The organism is Candidatus Binatia bacterium (assembly GCA_036563615.1).
Taxonomy (GTDB): domain Bacteria; phylum Desulfobacterota; class Binatia; order UBA12015; family UBA12015; genus DATCMB01.
The window spans coordinates 585,147-605,000 of record DATCMB010000022.1; the positions used below are offsets into that span (position 1 = coordinate 585,147).

General features: G+C 70.6%; 14 protein-coding genes (1 of these 14 cut by a window edge). 11 read left to right on the top strand and 3 right to left on the bottom strand.

What is annotated here, in order from left to right:
• Nucleotides 1-20 precede the first annotated feature (20 nt).
• The 5 genes from VIS07_21125 to VIS07_21145 all read left to right on the top strand — a co-directional run bounded on the left by VIS07_21125 (nt 21) and on the right by VIS07_21145 (nt 7,437).
• Nucleotides 21-365: a DUF3106 domain-containing protein gene (locus VIS07_21125; GenBank protein HEY8518023.1), complete on the top strand. Its 345-nt coding sequence runs from the start codon at nt 21-23 to the stop codon at nt 363-365.
• Nucleotides 366-382: 17 nt separating this feature from the next.
• Nucleotides 383-853, top strand: a complete 471-nt coding sequence (locus VIS07_21130; protein HEY8518024.1) for a hypothetical protein — start codon at nt 383-385, stop codon at nt 851-853.
• Between the two features lie 48 nt (nt 854-901).
• On the top strand, nt 902-3,025 hold the full coding sequence (gene uvrB, locus VIS07_21135; GenBank protein HEY8518025.1) for an excinuclease ABC subunit UvrB: 2,124 nt from the start codon (nt 902-904) through the stop codon (nt 3,023-3,025).
• Nucleotides 3,025-4,929 carry an excinuclease ABC subunit UvrC gene (uvrC, locus tag VIS07_21140; protein ID HEY8518026.1) on the top strand — a complete coding sequence of 635 codons (1,905 nt, stop codon included), beginning with the start codon at nt 3,025-3,027 and terminating at the stop codon, nt 4,927-4,929. The genes uvrB and uvrC overlap by 1 nt, the downstream gene beginning before the upstream one ends.
• An 81-nt stretch (nt 4,930-5,010) precedes the next feature.
• Entirely contained in the window at nt 5,011-7,437 is a 2,427-nt protein-coding gene (locus VIS07_21145; protein ID HEY8518027.1) for a DNA internalization-related competence protein ComEC/Rec2, read from the top strand.
• 7 nt (nt 7,438-7,444) lie between these two features.
• Here VIS07_21145 and VIS07_21150 read toward each other — a convergent pair whose 3' ends face one another.
• The gene (locus VIS07_21150) at nt 7,445-9,328 is read right to left on the bottom strand and encodes a GNAT family N-acetyltransferase (protein ID HEY8518028.1); all 1,884 of its coding nucleotides are present in this window, start codon (nt 9,326-9,328) and stop codon (nt 7,445-7,447) included.
• A 194-nt stretch (nt 9,329-9,522) separates the two neighbouring features.
• Complete coding sequence (locus tag VIS07_21155) at nt 9,523-9,705, bottom strand: hypothetical protein (protein HEY8518029.1); 183 nt, start codon at nt 9,703-9,705, stop codon at nt 9,523-9,525.
• A gap of 196 nt (nt 9,706-9,901) precedes the next feature.
• Between VIS07_21155 and VIS07_21160 the strand changes: the two genes are divergently transcribed.
• Nucleotides 9,902-10,264 (top strand): hypothetical protein, encoded by a 363-nt coding sequence (locus VIS07_21160; protein ID HEY8518030.1) that lies wholly within the window; start codon nt 9,902-9,904, stop codon nt 10,262-10,264.
• 6 nt (nt 10,265-10,270) lie between these two features.
• On the opposite strand, the gene VIS07_21165 is transcribed toward VIS07_21160, so the two are convergent.
• Complete coding sequence (locus VIS07_21165; protein HEY8518031.1) at nt 10,271-12,151, bottom strand: Rne/Rng family ribonuclease; 1,881 nt, start codon at nt 12,149-12,151, stop codon at nt 10,271-10,273.
• Between the two features lie 443 nt (nt 12,152-12,594).
• Here VIS07_21165 and VIS07_21170 point away from each other — a divergent pair, with 443 nt between their 5' ends.
• The 5 genes from VIS07_21170 to VIS07_21190 form a co-directional block, all read left to right on the top strand.
• Nucleotides 12,595-13,098, top strand: a complete 504-nt coding sequence (locus VIS07_21170; GenBank protein HEY8518032.1) for an HNH endonuclease — start codon at nt 12,595-12,597, stop codon at nt 13,096-13,098.
• Between the two features lie 123 nt (nt 13,099-13,221).
• Nucleotides 13,222-16,806: a chromosome segregation protein SMC gene (smc, locus tag VIS07_21175; protein HEY8518033.1), complete on the top strand. Its 3,585-nt coding sequence runs from the start codon at nt 13,222-13,224 to the stop codon at nt 16,804-16,806.
• A gap of 20 nt (nt 16,807-16,826) precedes the next feature.
• Complete coding sequence (gene ftsY / locus VIS07_21180) at nt 16,827-17,933, top strand: signal recognition particle-docking protein FtsY (protein HEY8518034.1); 1,107 nt, start codon at nt 16,827-16,829, stop codon at nt 17,931-17,933.
• A 167-nt stretch (nt 17,934-18,100) separates the two neighbouring features.
• Complete coding sequence (gene rny / locus VIS07_21185) at nt 18,101-19,663, top strand: ribonuclease Y (protein HEY8518035.1); 1,563 nt, start codon at nt 18,101-18,103, stop codon at nt 19,661-19,663.
• A gap of 67 nt (nt 19,664-19,730) precedes the next feature.
• Nucleotides 19,731-19,854, top strand: partial view of a TIGR00282 family metallophosphoesterase gene (locus VIS07_21190; protein ID HEY8518036.1) — the beginning only. Its footprint extends 665 nt past the window's final position; only the first 124 of its 789 coding nucleotides appear in the window; the start codon lies at nt 19,731-19,733; the stop codon falls past the right edge of the window.

Genomic DNA, 19,854 nt, shown 5'->3' on the forward strand with positions numbered 1-19,854 from the left:
TTCGCTCGATGGCCCGGCCGATGCGGATCGCGTCCGTGCTGCTCGCGACGCTGATGGTCGCCGTGCTCGCGCACGGCGTCGACGAGGCGCGCGCGCAGCGACATCCCGAGCGGCTCGCGCGCAGCTGGGAGGAGATGAGCGCCGCCGAGCGGCAGAAGGCGCTGCGCAACTTCCAGCGCTACCAGAGCTTGCCTGAGTCCAGCCGCCGGCGCATGGATCAGAGCTACGAGAACTACAAACGGCTCGATCCGCGCGAGCGCGAGCGCGTGCAGCGCAACTACCAGAAGTACCGCCAGATGAGCCCGGAGCAACGGCGCAACTTCGAGCAGAAGTACAAGCGCTGGAAGGGCGGCAAGCAGAAATGACGACGACCCGGTCGAGGATGACCGCGATCCTGGCGCCGTGGGTGGGCGCCGCGCTGCTGACGGCGGCGCTCGCGACGCCGGCGAGCGGCACCAGTCCCGGGCACCGTGCGTCCGGCGGGGGCCGCCACGTCGCGCCGCGGGTCGTGCTGCCCAACCCCGCGGGGCCGACGCCGCGCAACCCGGCCGGTCCGACGCCGCTCAATCCCGCAGGCCCGACGCCCCTGAACCCGACCGGCCGTGCGCCGGTCGTGTCGTTCCCGCGCACCGTGATCGCTCCGCCCTCGGGCGTCCACGTCGGGATCGTCGGCCAGCAGGACGTCCTCGGCGCGCCGCTCGGCGCGAGCTTCTACTGCCAGGTGCACGACCGCGGCTACGCCAGTGAGGCGCTGTTCTTCGATCACCTCGCGGCCGCGGACGGCATCGGGAGCGAGGAGGCGCTGGCGTACATCTTCGAGGACGCCGGCGTCTGGGTGTTTCCGGCCGAGTGATCCGGGGCCACGCAGGGTAACGCGGTCGTGAGCACGGGATCCGGGGAGATCCGCCGGGAAGGCTCGTTCCATCTGCAGGCGCCGTTCGAGCCCAAGGGCGACCAGCCGCGCGCCATCGACGAGCTCACCGAAGGCATCCTGTCCGGCGTCAAGCACCAGACGCTGCTCGGCGTCACGGGCTCGGGCAAGACGCTGACGATGGCGCACGTGATCGCGCGGGTGAACCGCCCGACGCTCGTCATCGCGCCCAACAAGACGCTCGCCGCGCAGCTCTACAACGAGTTCAAGGAGTTCTTCCCCGACAACGCCGTCCGCTACTTCGTCAGCTACTACGACTACTACCAGCCGGAAGCGTACGTCCCGTCGACCGACACGTACATCGAGAAAGACTCGTCCATCAACGACGAGATCGACAAGATGCGCCACTCGGCGACGAAGGCGCTGCTCGAGCGCAACGACGTCCTGATCGTCGCCAGCGTGTCCTGCATCTACGGTCTCGGCTCGCCCGAGAAGTACTTCGAGATGATGGTCTTCCTCGAGCGCGGAGGGCGCGTCGACCGCGACAAGATGCTGCGCAAGCTGGTCGAGATCCAGTACCAGCGCAACGACGTCGACTTCCACCGCGGCACGTTCCGCGTGCGCGGCGACTGCGTCGAGGTGTTCCCCGCGTACGAGGACGCGTCGGCGCTGCGCATCGAGTTCTTCGGCGACGAGATCGAATCCATCACCGAATTCGACCCGCTGCGCGGCAAGACGCTGCGCGGGCTGGCGCGCGCGGAGATCTTCCCCGCGAGCCACTACGTGACGACGTCCGACCGGCTCGACCAGGCGATCGAGGGCATCCGCGCCGAGCTCGCCGAGCGGCTCGCCTACCTGCGCTCCGAGGGCAAGCTGCTCGAAGCCCAGCGGCTCGAGCAGCGCACGCAGTTCGACCTCGAGATGCTCGCCGAGATGGGCTTCTGCCACGGCATCGAGAACTACTCGCGTCACCTCGACGGGCGCGCGCCCGGCACGCCGCCCGCGACGCTGCTCGGCTACTTCCCCGAGAACTACCTGCTGTTCGTCGACGAGAGCCACGTCACCATCCCGCAGATCGGCGGCATGTACCGCGGCGACCGCTCGCGGAAGGAGACGCTCGTCGAGTACGGCTTTCGCTTGCCGTCGGCGCTCGACAACCGACCGCTCAACTTCCAGGAGTTCGAGGCCCTCGTGCGCCAGGCGGTCTACGTTTCGGCGACGCCCGGCGACTACGAGCTCGAGAAGAGCGGCGGCGTGGTCGTCGAGCAGGTGATCCGTCCGACGGGTCTCATGGATCCGGCGATCGAGGTGCGCAGCGCACGCGAGCAGGTCGACGATCTGCTCGAGGAGATCCGCCTGCGCATCGAGCGTCGCGAGCGCGTGCTGGTGACGACGCTCACCAAGAAGATGGCCGAGGACCTCACCGACTACCTGCAGGACGTCGGGGTGAAGGTCCGCTACATCCACGCCGACGTCGACACCATCGAGCGCGTGGAGATCATCCGCGGCTTGCGACGCGGCGACTTCGACGTGCTGGTCGGCATCAACCTGCTGCGCGAGGGGCTCGACATCCCGGAGGTGTCGCTGGTCGCGATCCTCGACGCCGACAAGGAAGGCTACCTGCGCTCGACGCGCTCGCTCATCCAGACCATCGGTCGCGCGGCGCGCAACGTGAACGGCATGGTGATCATGTACGCCGACGCGATCACCGACTCGATGCGTCGCGCGATCGACGAGACCAACCGTCGTCGCGAGATCCAGCGTCGCTACAACGAGGAGAACGGGATCACGCCCGAGACGATCCGCAAGCAGCTCGGCTCGCCGCTAGTCGAGGTGTTCGAGGCCGACTACGCGACGGTGCCGCTCGCGCCGCCGGACGAGATCGACCACGTCGACGCGCGCGACCTGCCGCGGCTGATCGGCGAGCTGCGTCAGGCAATGCGCGAGGCGGCGGAGGCGCTCGACTTCGAGCGCGCGGCCGAGCTGCGCGACAAGCTGCGCGCGCTCGAGGGCGGCGCGCCGCTCGACGCCGCAGCCGAGACGCGCGCCGGCTCGGGGCGCGTCAAGACGCCGCGGCGCGGGCGTGGTACGGCTGCTGCCACCATGCGAACGCGTCGGGCCGCGACCGGCCGGGGGACGCCCGGAGGCCGCTAGTGATCGAAGCGGACGAGCCGCTGCGCGACGTCGAGGAGCGCGAGGCTCCGCAGGACGCGAGCGAGCGGCTCAGCGCCAAGCTCGCCGCGCTGCCGAACGACCCCGGCGTGTACCTGCTTAAGGACCACGCCGGAAAGGTGATCTACGTCGGCAAGGCGAAGACGCTGCGCACGCGCGTGCAGAGCTACTTCCGCGGCGGCGACGAGCGCTACCACGTGCAGTTCCTGGTACGCCGCATCGGCGACGTCGAGGTGCTGGTCACGAGGAACGAGAAGGAAGCGCTCATCCTCGAGAACAACCTCATCAAGCAGTACAAGCCGCGCTACAACATCCGCCTGAAGGACGACAAGTCCTACGTCAGCGTCAAGATCACGAATGACGCCTGGCCGCGCGTGCTGGTGACGCGCCGGATCGTCCGCGACGGCAGCCGGTACTTCGGTCCGTTCCACAGCGCGTCCGCGGTGCGTGAGACGCTCGACGTCATCCGCAAGGTGTTCCCTCTGCGGACGTGCAGCGATCCGGTGTTCCGCAACCGCACGCGTCCGTGCCTCGAGTACCAGATCAAGCGCTGCCTCGGTCCGTGCGTGCTGCCGGTCGACCGCAACGAGTACGAGGAGCACCTGCGCGCCGTCACGCTGCTGCTCGAGGGCAAGGACGTGCAGCTCCGCCGCACGCTCGAGCGTCGCATGCGCGAGGCGGCGGACGAGCTGCGCTTCGAGGACGCGGCGCGCTTCCGCGACCAGCTGCGGGCGATCGAGAAGACGAGTCAGAAGCAGCGGGCGCTGATCCACGGCGGCGGCGACCAGGACGTCTTCGGCATCTACCGCGAAGGCGGCTTCATCGAGGCGCAGGTGCTGATGGTGCGCAGCGGCAAGCTGACCGCGAATCAGTCCTTCGGCTTCGCCGACTGGGAGCTGCCCGACGAGGAGGTCATCGGCTCGCTGCTGACGCAGTTCTATCAGGGCGACCGCTTCATCCCCGACGAGATCCTCGTGCCGGTCGAGCTCGACGACGCGGAGCCGCGCGCCGAGCTGCTGCGCGAGCGCAAGGGGCGCATGGTGTCGATCCTGCGTCCGCGACGCGGCGAGAAGGTCCGCCTGGTCGAGCTCGCGACGGCGAACGCGCGCCAGGCGTTCGCCGAGCGCCGCGACGAGGAGGAGCGCTCGGAGAAGACCGCGCGCGAGCTGCAGGAGCGTCTGCAGCTGCGCAACCCGCCGAAGCGCATCGAGTGCATCGACATCTCGACCTTCCAGGGCGGCGAGACGGTGGGCTCGGTGGTGTCGTTCGACGAGGGCCAGCCCGATCCGCAGCGCTACCGCAGGTTCCGCGTGCGCACCGTCGCCGGCCAGGACGACTTCGCGAGCATGCGCGAGGTGCTGCAGCGACGCCTCGGCAAAGGCCTCGAGAAGAACGACCTGCCCGATCTGCTGGTGATCGACGGCGGGCGAGGGCAGCTCGGCATCGCGACCGCGGTGCTGCAGGACCTCGGCATCGAGACGCTCGACGTCGTCGGGCTCGCCAAGATGCGCGTCGAGCGCAGCGCCCAATCGCCGGAGATCGAGCGCTCCGAGGAGCGCGTGTTCCTGCCCGGCCGCAAGAACCCGGTGATTCTGCCGCGCAACTCGAGCGCGCTCTTCCTGCTGCAGAAGGTCCGCGACGAGGCGCACCGCTTCGCGGTCACCTACCACCAGAAGCTGCGCGACCGCGCGCGTCTGACGTCGCCGCTCGACTCGATCGCGGGGATCGGAGAGGAGCGGCGGCGCGCGCTGCTGCGGCACTTCGGCAGCCTCGCGCGCGTGCGCGCGGCGAGCGTCGAGGACATCGCGAGCATTCCGGGCTTCGGTCGAGCCCTCGCGGAGCGCGTCAAGCAAGCGCTGTCCGACGAGACGCGCGCCTCCGCCTGACGCTCTTGCCTCCGGCGGCAATGCCGCCGCGCTGTTCGGAGCCGCGCCCGCGTGCGACGCGGCGGGCATGGAGGCGCGTGCGTGACGTGCGCCCGTCCGCTGTCGGCACGCCGACCGCTCGCGCGAAGCGCGATGCTGCCGCTGGTCGCGGTGGGCCTGCTCGTCGGACAAGCGCTGCCGGAGGACGACCTGCTGACCGCGCTGCTCGTCGCCGGCGTCCTCGCGGCGCCGACGCTCTTGCTCCGCCACCGCCGGCTCGGGACCGCGGCTCTGCTGCTGCTGGTGCCGGCGTCGATCGGTCGCGCCCAGATCGCCTGGGAGGACGCGCGCCGAGATGCGCGGCTGGCGAACGTCGCGGAAGAGGTCTGCGAGCTTCACGGACGCGTGGTCGCGGTCCGTCTCGGACCGTCGCGCGGCGGGACGCGCGCGACGCTCGACCTCGAGCTGCGCGGGTCGCCGCCGTTCGCCGACGGCGAGCGCGTGCGGCTCACGGTCTGGAGCACCGAGCGAACCTGGCGGGTCGGGGAGAGCGTCCGTGCTCGCGCGTCGCCGCGGGCGCCGCGCGGCTTCTGCAACCAGGGCACGGACGGCTACGCGCGCTGGTGCTGGCGCAGCGGCATCGTCGCGCTCGCGTCCGTGCCGAACGACGCCGCGGTCGAGGTCGAACCGCGTAGCGAGAACGCGCTCGCGCTCGACACCTGGATCGACGACGCGCGCACGTCGATCGGCGCCGCGCTCGAGCGCGCGGTGACCGACCATGCGCAGCGCAGCATCCTGCGCGCGCTCGTCCTCGGCGACCAGCGCGAGATCCCGCGCGACGTCCGGGACGCCTACGCTCGCACCGGCACGGCGCACGTCCTCTCCGTGTCCGGGCTGCACATCGCGCTGGTCGCGACCTCGGTCTACGTCGCGCTCGCCTGGCTGCTCGCGCGCTGGCCGTGGCTCGCGTTGCGCGTCCTGGTCGTCCGCGTGGCGGCGCTTGCGGCGATCCCGCCAGCGCTCGCCTACACGGCGCTCAGCGGCGGCGCGGTCGCGACGCTGCGCGCGCTCGCCATGGCGGCCATCGGGCTCGGCGCCGTGTCCCTCGTGCGACGTCCCGACGTGTGGACGGCGCTCGCGGCGGCGGCGATCGCGCTCGCGTTGAGCGATCCCGGCGTCGCCTCGGAGGCGTCGTTTCAGCTGTCGTTCGCGTCGGTGGCGGCGCTGGTCGTCGCGGGCGAGCGTCTGCAGCGGCTGCGCCTGGAGCACGCGAGCCCATGGCTCGCGGGCGAGCGGCTCGTGGGACGCGTCGTCGCGGTGCTGCTCGCCGCGGTCGTCGCGTCGCTCGCGGCGACGCTGGCGACGGCGCCGCTCACCGCGTTCCACTTCGGCTCGGTGGCGCTCGTCGGCGTGGTGGCGAACCTCGTGGTCGTGCCGCTCGTGGGATGGCTCGCGCTGCTGCTCGGGCTCGTCGGCGCGACGGTGTCGTTCGTGTCGCCCGCCGTCGGCGAGCCGTTGCTGTGGCTCGGTGGCCTCGCGATCGCGCCGGCGAACCGCTTCGTCGCCTGGCTCGCGGCGCAGCCGTGGTGCGCGCTCGACGTCTCGCTCGCTTCGCCGGCGACGGTGATCGGGCTTCTCGCCTTGCTCGTCGCGGCGCGACCCAACGCCGCCGGACGACGGGCGTTGCTCGCGCTCGCGGCGATTGCGCTCGCGGCCGGTCTCGCGAGCGAGCGGCCGTGGCGACGCGAGCTCGTGGTGCGCTTCCTCGACGTGGGGCAGGGCGACGCCGCGCTCGTCGTCCTGCCGGGAAGCGCAGGCGCGCTGCTCATCGACGCCGGCGGGCTCGGCGGCGCGTTCGACACCGGCGAGCGGGTCGTGCTGCCGGCGCTGCGGCGTGCGGCGGTACGGCGTCTCGACGCGCTCGTGCTCTCGCACCCCGACTTCGACCACTACGGCGGGATGGCGGCGGTGGCGCGCGGCGTGCGCGTCGCGGAGCTGTGGTCGTCGGGAAGAAGAGCGCGCGCGCCGGCGTTCGAGGATCTGCTCGCGACGCTGCATGGGGCGGGTGCGCGAGCGCGGACGCTCGCGCGCGGCGACGTGCCGAGCGCGGCGCGCGCGGGCGCCGAGGTCGCGGTCCTGCACCCGCCCGCGCAGCTCCGGAACGCGTCCGAGAACGACGCCTCGCTGGTCCTGCGCGTGACCTTCGGCGCGACCCGCGTGCTGTTCACCGGCGACGTCGAGGAGCACGCGGAGGCGGCGCTCGCCGGGGCGCGCGACGCCGTCGCCGCGACGGTGCTCAAGGTGCCGCACCACGGCAGCCGCACGTCGAGCACGCGGGCGTTTCTCGCCGCGAGCCGTCCGTCGCTCGCGGTCGCGATGCTCGGCTGGCGCAACCGCTTCGGCTTTCCGGCGCCCGCGGTGCGCGAGCGTCACGCGGCCTTCGGCGCCGCCTGGCGCGAGACCGCCGCGCACGGCGAGGTCGTGGTCGTGTCCGACGGCCAGCTCGAGCGCGTGCGCCTCTGCCGCTGATGCGCGCTCAGCGTGGCGTGGGGGTGTCGGCGCGCTGCTCCTGGCGCCGCGCCTTGTCGATCTCGTTGAAGCGGAAGGTGAGCTCGTAGCAGCCTTCGTGCAGACGGCTCGTCATCGGCGAGCACCAGCGGCCGAAGACGTGCAGCATGCGCGCGTTGCGCGCGAGGACCTGCGCCGTGAAGCCCTCGATCTGCCGGCTGCGCGCGTAGTCCATCAGGAGGTGGAGCAGCTTGGTGCCGATCCCCTGGTTCTGGAAGTCGTCGTGGACGACGAAGGCGCACTCGGCGAGGTTGGTCTTCGGGTCGAGGTCGTAGCGCGCGACGGCGACCAGGTGGTCGAGCTCGCCCGTGTCTTCCGCGCCGCTTGCGACGAAGCCACCGATCGCCATGCGCTGGTCGTAGTCGAGGGTGACGAAGCGCTGGACCTGCGCGTCGGTGAGCCGCTTCAGCGGCGTGCCGTAGCGCAGGTAGATCGTCTCGTCGGAGTGCGAGTGGAAGAAGTCGCGCAGCGCGCGCTCGTCGTCGGGCCGCAGCGGACGGAACAGGATGCGGCGCCCGTCCTTCAGGGTCGATTCCGTGACGACGCTGGTCGGGTAGGGCAGCGCCTGCTCGGGCAGCGGGATCTGCGACGGCATGACGAAGCGCCGCTCCTTCGCCGCGTTCAGCAGCTCCGAGCGGAAGTCGGGGTGCGCGATCGAGATCAGCGCGAGCGCGCGCTCGCGCACGGTGCGGCCGTGCAGGTTCGCGACGCCGTACTCGGTGACGACGTAGTGTACGTCGCCGCGCGTGACGACGATGCCCGAGCCCTCGCTCAGCACCGGGACGATGCGCGACACGGCGCCGTTCTCGGCGGTCGAGCGCATCGCGATGATCGGCTTGCCGCGACGCGAGCGTCGCGCGCCGCGGATGAAGTCGACCTGGCCGCCGATGCCGCTGAAGAACTTGTGGCCAATCGAGTCCGCGCACACTTGGCCCGTGAGGTCGACCTGTAACGCCGAGTTGATCGCGATCATGTCGTCGTGCTGCGCGATCACGAACGGGTCGTTCACGAAGTCGACGCCGAGGAACTCGAACAACGGATTGTCGTCGACGTAGTCGTAGAGCTTCCGGCTGCCCATGCAGAACGACGCCACGACCTTGCCCTTGTGGATCGTCTTGCGCCGTCCCGTGATGACCCCGCCCTCGATGAGCGGGACGATGCCGTCCGAGAACATCTCGGTGTGCACGCCGAGGTCGTGCTTGTCGCCGAGGAGCGGCGTGAGCGCCTGCGGGACCTCGCCGATCCCCATCTGCAGCGTGGCGCCGTCGGGGATCAGGCTCGAGACGTTGCGCGCGATCTCCTTGCAGACGTCGTCGGGCGGCGTGCTCGGCAGCTCGAGCAGCGGCGCGTCGCACTCGACCAGCGCGTCGATCTCGCTGACGTGCACGAAGCTGTCGCCGTGCGTCCGCGGCATGTTCGGGTTGACCTCGGCGAGCACGACGTCGGCGGACTCGATCGCGCTCTTCACCACGTCGACCGAGATGCCGAGGCTGACGTAGCCCGCGCGGTCGGGCGGCGAGACCTGGATCAGCGCAACGTCGACGCGCAGGCGTCCGCTGCGGAACAGGCCCGGGATCTCGGAAAGGAAGACCGGCGTGTAGTCGGCGTGACCCGCGTGCACCGCGTCACGGACGTTGGCGCCGATGAAGAACGCGTTGTGGCGGAAGCGGGTCGGGAAGCGCGGGTCGGCGTAGGGCGCCACTCCGAGCGTCAGGATGTGCATGATCTCGCCGGCGACCACCGCCTGGTTCTCGGCGAGCGCTCGGACGAGCATTTGCGGCTCGGCGCACCCCGAGCCGATGAAGATGTGGTCGCCGGAGCGGACCTTGGTGACGGCCTCGGCGGCCGACATGTAGCGGTCGGCGTACGCTCCTGGCCGATCTTTCGTGCGACGCGGGTGCGATCGCACTTCTCGCCTCAATGCCATCTTCCTCGGCGGTGGCGCGTCAAGCCAACGCCGTGCGTCGACGACGTCGATGGCTCACGACCAGCGGGTGGCGGTGCTTGCGGCGGTGCCCTCCCGTTCCTCGGTTGCCCTCGGTGGCGTCAGTGCTTGTGCTCGATTCGGCGGCCGAACGTCACCTCACCCTTGTCGATGCGCAGCGAGAAGCCGCAGTCCGGATTGGTGCACACCCACGCCTTGAACATCACGGTGGCGCCTTCCTGCCCATAGTCGGAGAGAGGGATCAGCAACCCATTGTTGCATTTCTGGCACTTGGGCAACTCCATCTCACCACCTCCTCTGGGCAAGCACCGGCCAGGCAATGTATAGGCTCACGAAATGTCACAAATCAAGGAGATGCCGCGGGAATCGCAGCCTGACGCGGTGCCGCGCACGACCGTTTCGACGACGTCGTCGCAGACCGAATTGCTGACGCGATTGCGCGATCTCCTCGACGAGCGTGCACGATTGCAGGACGCATTGTTGAGCGTCGATCGCGAGATCGATCGCGTTCGTCGCGACGCGGTCGAAGCGGCGCGCGTCGAAGCGGAGCAGTTGCGCCACGCCGGTGAAGATCGGATCTTCACCGTCGGCGCGGAGACGCTGCTGCAGGGGCGAGCGGAGCCACCCGCGGAGGTCGACCGCGAGGACTTCGCCCGCTGCGCGCGCAAGGTCGCGCGGGCGCTCCGGAGCCGCGGCGAGTCGCTCACCGGAACCGTGGTGAAGGTGCGCTTCGAGGCGCGCTCGGGACGCGTGGTCGCGGTGGGAGTCAAGAGCGGCGACGACGCGAGCGAGCGTCAGATCTACCGCCGCTTCGATCTCGCCGGAGGCGGGCTCGGCCGCTGATCGCGGTCAGGGCTCGTTGGCCGCGGGACCCGCGGCCGCGGGCAGCATCGGCAGCTCGTTCGAGCCGCTCGCCTTGCGGGTCGACGCGCTGACCTGAACCTCGCAGTGGTTGCGCGGCAGCTTGGCGTCGGCGCGGATCGTGATGCGGATCTGGAGCTTGCTCTCGAGCTCCTCGACGCCGGCGCGCAGCGGCCCCTGCAGCGCGGCCGCGACCTCGGGCGGCAGGGTGGCGGTCACGCGCTCCGCTTCGGGCGCCGCGGCGACGTGCCGACGGATCACCCGCAGCGCCTCGGCGGCGAGCGTGCCGACCGACTTGAGACGCCCGTCGCCGTTGCACGTCGGGCAGGGCGTGGTGATGAGCTGGCGGAGGTTGTCGCGGGTCCGCTTGCGCGTCATCTGCACCAGGCCGAGCTCCGAGATGCGCAGGATGTTGGTGCGCGCCTTGTCGCGCTTGACCGCCTCGGCCAGGGCCTCGCTCACCTTCTTGCGGTTGGCGGCCTTCTCCATGTCGATGAAGTCGATGATGATGATGCCGCCGATGTTGCGCAGGCGCAGCTGATCGATCGCGACCCGCGCGGCCTCCAGGTTGGTCTTGAGGACCGTCTCCTCGTGCGTCTTCTTGCCAACGAAGCGGCCGGTGTTGACGTCGATGGTGGTGAGCGCCTCCGTCTGGTCGAACACCAGGTAGCCGCCCGACTTCAGCCAGACGCGTCGCTCCAGCGCGCGGTTGACCTGGTTCTCGATGCCGAAGTGGTCGAAGATCGGCTCGACCCCGTCGTACATCTCGACGCGTGACTTGAGCTTCGGCTGCAGCACGCTGTCGACGAACTCGATCACCCGCTTGTGATCCTCCGGACGGTCGAGGACCACCTGACGGACGTCGCTGGTGAAGAGGTCGCGCACGGCGCGCAGCACGATGTCGAGGTCGGCGTGCAGCAGCGCGGGCGCGGCGGTCTTCTCGCTCTTCTTGACGATGCTCGTCCAGAGCCGCGACAGGAAGCGCATGTCGGCGACGATCTCGCGCTTGCTGACGCCCTCGCAGGCCGTGCGGACGATGAAACCCCCGGCTCCCTTCGGGCGCCCGTTGGCGACGATGTCGCGCAGGCGCTGACGCTCCTTCTCGTCTTCGATGCGCCGCGACACGCCGATGTGGTCGGTCGTCGGCATGTAGACGACGTAGCGGCCGGGCAGCGAGATGTGCGACGTGATCCGCGCGCCCTTCGAGCCGATCGGCTCCTTGGACACCTGGACGAGGATCTCCTGGCCCTTGGTGAGGACCTCCTCGATGCTCGGCATCGGAACGTCCTCGCGCGCCTTGGGACGCGCGGTGTCGGAGCTCGCGTCCTCCGCCGGCGCGGCCGGATCGGTTTCCGACGACGCAGCATCGGCGTCGGCGTCGACCGCCGTTGCGGCCTCGGTCGTGGCGTCGGGCGATGCCGTGGTGTCGGTAGCAGCGGCGTCGTCGGCGCTCGGCATGCCCTCGTCGCTCGCGGGAGCGCTCGCGCCTTCCGTCGACTCGACCTCCGTCTGCGAGGCGAGCGCTTCCTCCGGCTCGAGGTCCTCCGCGTAGGCGGCGAGCGACGCTTCGAGCTCGATGTCGGTCGCGAGCTCGCCGCTCGGCGTGTCGGTGCCCTCGGTGGCGGTGGCGTCGCTGTCCGGGGCGCGCCAGAAGTCGGACACGTGCATGAACGCGGCCTTGTCGAGCCCGATGTCGACGAACGCCGCCTGCATGCCGGGCAGCACCCGGAGCACCTTGCCCTTGTAGATGTTGCCGACGATCGAGTGCTCGCCGCCGCTCTCGACGTGCAGCTCGGCGACGGCCGTCCCCTCGACGAGGGCGACCCGCGTCTCGATGGCCGAGGAATTGATGATGATGCGCTTCTGCACGTCAGCCTACCGGCGCGAAGGCTCGCGTCGCGCCGGAGCCGAGAGAGGCGGTCAACCCGCCCGCGAGCGATGCCGGGGAAGTGCTAGCCGGAATGGTGCTAGCGGGGAACAGCGCGGCACGGCGTGGAGGCATCCCCTGAGCCCACGCGCGTGGCGCGGTCGTCATGCTGGCGGACGCTATCCAATGGTCCCACGAAGAGCAAGACCCCAGTCGCTGCCTTGACTTGGCGCGGTGGGCACCGTTACGTCCGGGTGCGGAAACATGACGGGTGACCCGGTCGAGAGCGGCCATGAGCGGTGGGGTTGCGGTCAGCCTTGAGGAAACTCCCGAGGCCTCCGCAGCGAGGCCGTCGCGTTCGCGCGATGTCCTCCATTCGAAGACCCTCGTTCTGAACCGCTCCTTTCTTCCCATCCACATCACCTCCGTCCGCCGGGCCTGCATCATGTTGTACCAGGGGATCGCGCGCGCGGTCGACGATCAGTACCAGACCTTCGACTTCGTCTCCTGGTGCAAGTACGGCACGGCGCGCGAAACGCTGGGTCTCGTCGGGGGCGCGATGCCGGTTCCCCGGGTCATCCTGCTCGTGAGCTACGATCGTGTACCGCGACGTCACGTCCGCTTCACGCGCGCCAACGTCTACGCGCGCGACCGCGACACCTGCCAATATTGTGGCCGACGCTTTCCGCGTAGCGAGCTCAACCTCGACCACGTCGTGCCGCGTTCGCAGGGCGGTCTCTCGACGTGGGACAACGTCGTGTGCTCGTGCCACAACTGCAATCGACGCAAGGGCGGGCGGACGCCCGAGCAGTGCGGGATCCGGCTGCTGCGCAAGCCGACCCGTCCGGCGTGGACGCCGTTTCTCGGCGAGACGTTCGGCCTCCGCCACTACGGGGAGTGGCGGCCGTTCCTGTCGTTTCTCGACGGATCCCTGCGCGACGTGGGCTGAGGACTGGCGCGGCGCGACCTCAACTGCTTGTGGTTCTCCTTGACTCGAACCACAAAGAGGTGGGATAGCCGTCGGAACACGTCGTGTCCGGTGCGCGTGGGTCGGTGACGAGGAGGTGGGGTAGTGCGCATCCGTCAGATCGAGCTGTTCGGCTTCAAATCGTTCCGCGACCACACGCGCCTGACGTTCAACCCCGGGCTGAACGGAATCGTGGGTCCGAACGGTTGCGGGAAGTCGAACGTCGCCGACGCGATCCGCTGGGCGCTGGGTGAGCAGAGCGTCAAGCACCTGCGCGCCAAGGACATGGAGGACGTGATCTTCGCGGGCAACGCGAAGAGCCCGGCGCTGAACCTCGCCGAGGTGGTGCTGACCTTCGAGCAGTCCGACGCGGGCTCGCTGCCGGTCGCGACCGAGAGCGAGGGACTGGCGTCGCACGTCGCCCGACTCTCCGAGTTCACCGTCAAGCGTCAGATCTTCCGCTCCGGTGAGTCGCACTACTTCATCAACGACGCCCCGGCGCGTCTGCGTGACATCACCGAGCTCTTCCTCGGCAGCGGCGTCGGTCCGAAGGCCTACGCGATGATCGAGCAGGGTCGCGTGACGCAGATCGTCAACGCGAAGCCGGAGGAGCTGCGACTCTTCATCGAGGAGGCGGCGGGCACGACGCTGTTCCGCAGCCGCAAGCTCGCCTGCGAGCGCAAGCTCGAGCGCACGACGGAGAACCTCGCCCGCGTCAAGGACGTGATGCGCGAGATCGAGCGCCAGCTCGGCGCGCTGCGTCGGCAAGCGAAGCGCGCCGAGGAGTACAAGGCGCTCGAGAAGGAGCTGCGCGAAACCGAGCTCGCGCTCGCGGCGGAGCGCTTCGCGACCCTGGTGGCGGAGGTCGGCTCGCTGGAGGAGGCGCTGGCGATCGCCGCCGAAGCGGCGCGGACGAGCCAGGAGCGCGTCGACGTCGAGGAGCAGGCGCGCGCATCCGCGAGCATCGAGGAACGGCAAGCGAACGAGCGCATCGAGCGGGCGTTCGCGGCGCTCGGTGAGGCCAGCGAGGCCGTCGTGCGCACGTCCGAGCGGCAGAGCGCGCTTCAGGAGACGATCCGCACGATCGACCTCCGCCTCTCGCGCGGCGCGCAGGAGCTCGCCGGTCTCGGCGAGCAGGAGAGCGCGCTCGCCGGTCGCACCGCGGCGATGGAGGAGGAGCTCGCAAAGGCGCGCGAGAGCTCGCGCGCGGCCGAAGAGGCGCTGACGGTCGTCGAGCACGAGGTCGAGGCGGTGCGGCCGCTGCACGAGCGCTGCGAGCAGGAATACGCCGCCGCGATGACCGCGCTCAGCGAGGAGCGCGGCCGCGCCGCTGCCGCGAGCGAGCGGCGAGCGGAGTGCGTCGCACGCCTTGCGAGCTCGAGCGACCAGCGCGACCGCCTGACGGAGCGCCTCGCGAGCCGTCGGCAGGACCGCGACGCCGCCGCCGCGCGGGTGTCGGAGGCCGTCGCGGCGCTCGATGCGGCGCGCGCCGCGCACGCGCGCTTGTCGGAAGACCAGATCCAGGCCACGGCGGCGCTGCGCTCCGGAGAGGAAGAGGTGCGCCGCCTTGAGGAGAATCACGCCGCGGTGCGCGAGGCGATGGTGCACGTGCGCGGTCGCCTCGACGGACTGCGCAGTCGTGAGCAGGCGTTCGACGGCTACGCGGAAGGCATCACGACCGTGATGAGCCTCGAGCCGCGTCCGCGCGGGCTCGTCGTCGACGCGCTCGACATCCCGACCGAGCTCGAGCCCGCCGTCGCCGCGGTGCTCGGCGACCTGCTGCGCGGCGCGATCGTCGACACCACCGAGCACGGCGCGGCGCTCGCCTGCGGTCTGCGTGAGGCGGGCGAAGGCCGCGTGTCGCTCGTCCCGATGTCGCCGCGCACCTCGTCGAACGGGGCGCACGAGCTGCCGGCCGGAACGGCGTCGCTCGCGAGCCTGATCGGCGTCCGCGGCGGCCACGAGGACCTGCGCGGCGCGCTCTTCGGCGACGTCGGTCTCGCCGATGATCTCGAGGACGCGATCGAGGCGTGGCGCACGCACGGTAATGGCTTCAGCTGGGTGACGCGCGCCGGCGACATCGTCGACAAGCGCGGCATCGTGACCGGCGGCAAGGCGCTGCGCGGCACCGAGCTGCTGGCGCGGCGTCGCGAGCTCGGCGAGCTGACGGCGCAGCTGGCCGAGGACGAGGTGCGGCTCGCCGCGATCGAGCTGCGGCTCAACGAGGCGCGCGAAGAGTGCGCGATGCTTGCGGAGCGTCTGCGCGAGCTCGACGCCCAGGCGCACTCGGCGACGCTCGCGCTGGTCGCCGCCGAGCACGCCGCCGAAGCGGCGCAGCGCGAGCACGCGGCCGCGCAGGCGCGCGTTGCCGAGGCGGAAGCGGACCTCGCGGCTGCCGAGGCCGCGACCGCGCAGGCGCGAGCCGCGCTCGACGAGGCCGACGCCGAGGCGCGGCAGCGCGAGCAGTCGGTGGCGGTCTGCGAGGCCGCGGTCGCGCAGGCGGAGGAGGCTCTCGAGACCCAGCGTCGCGTCCTGCAGAGCAGCACCGCGCGCCGCGACGCCGCTCGCGAAGAGGTCGTGCGCGCGCGGCAGACGCTCGCCAACGTCGAGAGCGAGCTGCGCCGCCTCACCCACGAGCAGTCGATGCTCGCGTCGCGCCGCCGCGCGCTCGAGGCCGAGAGCGCCGAGCTCACCGCGCAGCGCGAAGCGAACGAGGCCACCTACCAGCAGCTCGCGACCGAGCTCGAGGCCGCACGCGAGACCCTCGCGCGCGGCGAGCGCGAGATGGAGGAGGCGCGCCGCGCGGCGAAGGAGATTCAGGAGCAGGCGCGTGCCGCGGAGGCCGCGCTGACCGCCGCGCGTCGCGAGCTCGAGGAAGCGCGCGAGCGCTGCCGCAACCTCGAGATCAAGCTCGCCGAGCGGCGCACGCAGCTCGAGAACCTCGCGGCCAACACGCGCGAGAAGCACGAGGTTGAGGTCGAGACGCTGACCGTACCCGAGGGCTTCGACGCCGCCGCGGCCACGCAGCGCGTCGCCGAGCTCAAGGATCGCATCGCGCGTCTCGGCGAGGTGAACGTCACCGCGATCACCGACGCGCGCGAGCTCGAGGAGCGGCTCGGCTTCCTCGAGACGCAGCGCAGCGACCTCGAGCGCTCGATGGAGGACCTCAACCGAACGATCGCCGAGCTCAGCCGCACGACGCGGGCGCGCTTCCGCGACACGTTCGAGAAGGCGAACGAGAAGTTCCGCGAGATCTTCGTCGAGCTCTTCCGCGGCGGCAACGCGTGCCTGAAGCTCACCAACCCGAACAACCTGCTCGAGACCGGCGTCGAGATCGAAGCGCAGCCGCCGGGCAAGCGGGTCGGAAACGCGATGCTGTCCGGCGGCGAGCGCGCGCTCACGGCCGTCAGCTTGATCATGGCGTTGTTCAGCCTGCGGGCGACGCCGTTCTGTCTCCTCGACGAGGTGGACGCGCCGCTCGACGACGCGAACGTCAGCCGCTTCAACGCGCTGCTGCAGCGCATGAGCGAGCGCACCCAGTTCATCGTCATCACGCACAACCAGCGCACGATGGAGGCGTGTCACTCCCTCTACGGCGTGACCATGCCCGAGCCCGGCGTCTCGCAGGTGGTCTCGGTTTCGCTCTCCGGGCGCGAGACCTCTTCCGTGGGGCTCGCCGCGAGCGCGTGACGATCGTACGACGGTCCTGAATGGAGGCTCTGGACCCGACCTCGACGCTCGTCCTGTGGGGCGCGGCGTGGGCGGTTGCGATCGTCATCGCGCTGCTCGACCTGGCGCGCGGACGCGCGGCGGCGCCGCGCGCGGACGAAGCCGCTGGCGAAGTCGCGCGCGAAGCGGCGCCTGAAGCTCCCGCGCGCGAGGCGCGCCCCGCCGAGCCGCCGCGCGTCGAGTCCTACCGCGAGCGCTTGCGGCGCGGGCTCGCGAAGAGCCGCAGCGCGCTCGCGGGACGGCTCGGGAGCGCCCTGCGCGGCGGCGGCGCGGAAGACGAGACCCTCGAGCGGCTCGAGCAAATTTTGATCGAAGGCGACGTCGGCGTTCGCGCGACGCAGAAGCTGATCGACGAGCTGCGTCGTCTGCCGGCGCGCGAGCGAGAGCCGGACCGCATGACCGCCGCGCTGCGCGCACAGATGCGCGCGCTGCTCGTCGATCCGCCGCCGGAGCCGAGCGAGCTTCCGAAGAAGCCCTGGGTGACGCTCGTCGTCGGCGTGAACGGCGTCGGCAAGACCACCACGATCGGCAAGCTCGCGGCACGCCATCGCGCCGCCGGGCGCTCGGTGCTGCTGGTCGCGGGCGACACCTTCCGGGCTGCGGCGATCGATCAGCTCGCCGTCTGGGCGGAGCGCACCGGCGCGCAGCTCGTCCGCCAGACTCCCGGCTCGGACCCGTCGTCGGTCGTGTTCGACGGCATCAAGGCGGCGCTCGCGCGCGGCGTCGACGTGGTCCTCGTCGACACCGCCGGTCGGCTGCACACCAAGGTGAACCTCATGGAGGAGCTCAAGAAGGTGCGCCGCGTGATCGATCGCGTCTACAGCGGCGCGCCGCACGAGGTCCTCCTCGTGCTCGACGCGACGACCGGCCAGAACGCGGTGTCGCAGGCGCGAACGTTCAGCGAGGCGGTCGACGTGTCGGGTGTCATCCTGACCAAGCTCGACGGCTCGGCGAAGGGCGGGGTGGTGATCGCCATCAGCCACGAGCTCGGGCTGCCTGTGCGCTACGTCGGCGTCGGGGAGCGGGTCGACGACCTGCAGCCGTTCGATCCGGACGCGTATCTCGACGGGCTGCTCAGCGCGGAGTGACGACCGCGACGCCCGCCGCGTCTTGACACCGCGCGTGCCCACTTCCTAGGGTCGCGCTGCCCCGGAGATGAGCGTGTCTAACGGTGCGCATAACGTGACACGGGCTTCGGTTCTGGAGGCGCCAACCGTGATGACTCGGATCGCAGTGCGATCTTGGAGAGATACAAGTGACCAACTGGCAAGCCGGATTGCTCGGCTTCGTGATAGCGGCCGTCGTGGCGCTGGCGATGTACTTGCTGCGCCGCAAAGAGGTCGCGGCGATAGTCCGGGAGGCCGAAGAGGCTCGCGACCGCATCCTCGCTGACGCCCGACGGGAGGCCGATACCCTGCGCCGCGAGGCGCAGATTCAAGCAAAGGACGAGCTGCTTCGCTCGCGTGCGGAGTTCGAGAAGGAATCACGCGAGCAACGCGCGCAGCTGCAAGCGGCCGAGAAGCGACTCGCAAGTCAGACGCTCGAGATCGAGCGTCAAGCCGCGAAGCTCGAGACGCGCTCGAGCGAGCTCGAGCGACGCGATTCGAACCTGCGGCAAAAGGAGAAGGAGGCCGAGGAGCTCCGGGCGACGCTGCAGTCCTCGATCGAGGAGGCACGGCGCGCGCTCGAGCGCGCGGCCGGCATGAACCGCGAGGAAGCGCGCAAGGCGCTCCTCGAGGAGATCACCGCCGAAACCCGGCACGAGGCGGCGAAGCGGATCCGGCAGATCGAGGAGGAGGCGATCGCCGATGCCGAGCGCCGCGCGAAGAAGGTGGTCGCGGTGGCGATCGAACGCCTGGCGGGCGAGTTCGTCGCCGAGCGTACGATCTCGATCGTGCACCTGCCGACCGACGACATGAAGGGTCGTCTGATCGGCCGCGAGGGGCGAAACATCCGCGCCATCGAGGCGGCGACCGGCGTCGATCTGATCATCGACGACACGCCGGAGACGGTGGTGATCTCGTGCCACAACCCGGTGCGTCGCGAGATCGCGCGCATGGCGGTCGAGAAGCTCGTCTCCGACGGGCGCATCCATCCCGGGCGCATCGAGGAGCTGGTCCGCAAGGCCGAGCAGGAGGTCGAGGAGAGCGTCCGCGAGGCGGGGCAGCGCGCGCTCTTCGAGGTCGGCGTGCACGGCGTGCACCCCGAGCTGATCAAGCTGCTCGGGATGCTCAAGTACCGCTACAGCTACGGGCAGAACGTGCTCGCGCACTCGGTCGAGGCCGCGTTCATCTGCGGCGTCATGGCGAGCGAGCTCGGCCTGAATCCCAAGCACGCGCGTCGTGCGGCGTTGCTGCACGACATCGGCAAGGCGCTGACCCACGAGGTCGAAGGCTCGCACGCGCTGATCGGCGCGGACATCGCGCGCAAGTACGGCGAGTCGGCGAAGATCTGCAACGCGATCGCGGCGCACCACGAGGAGGTGCGTGCGGAAACGCTCCTCGCGCCGCTGGTCGACGCCGCCGACGCGCTGTCGGGCGCGCGGCCCGGGGCGCGACGCGAGGTGCTCGAGAGCTACGTCCGTCGACTCGACGACCTCGAGCGCATTTCGAACTCGTTCTACGGCGTCGAGCGGTCGTTCGCGGTGCAGGCCGGGCGCGAGATCCGCATCTTCGTCGAGCCGAGCCGGATCACGGACGACGAGGCGGTCGTGCTGGCGCGCGACGTCGCTCGCAAGATCGAGAACGAGATGACCTACCCGGGTCAGATCAAGGTCACGGTGATTCGCGAGACGCGTGCGAGCGAGCTCGCGCGCTAGCGTAGGCGAGCGACACGAGCGACTCCCCGCTCGGGCGCATCGCGGCCCGAGCCGCTAGGATCGGGCCATGCGACTCCTGTTCCTGGGCGACGTGGTGGGGCGAGGTGCGCGCCAGGTGCTCCGCCGACGGCTCCGTGCGCTGCGTCGCGAGCGTGCGCTCGACTTCGTGATCGCCAACGGCGAGAACGCGG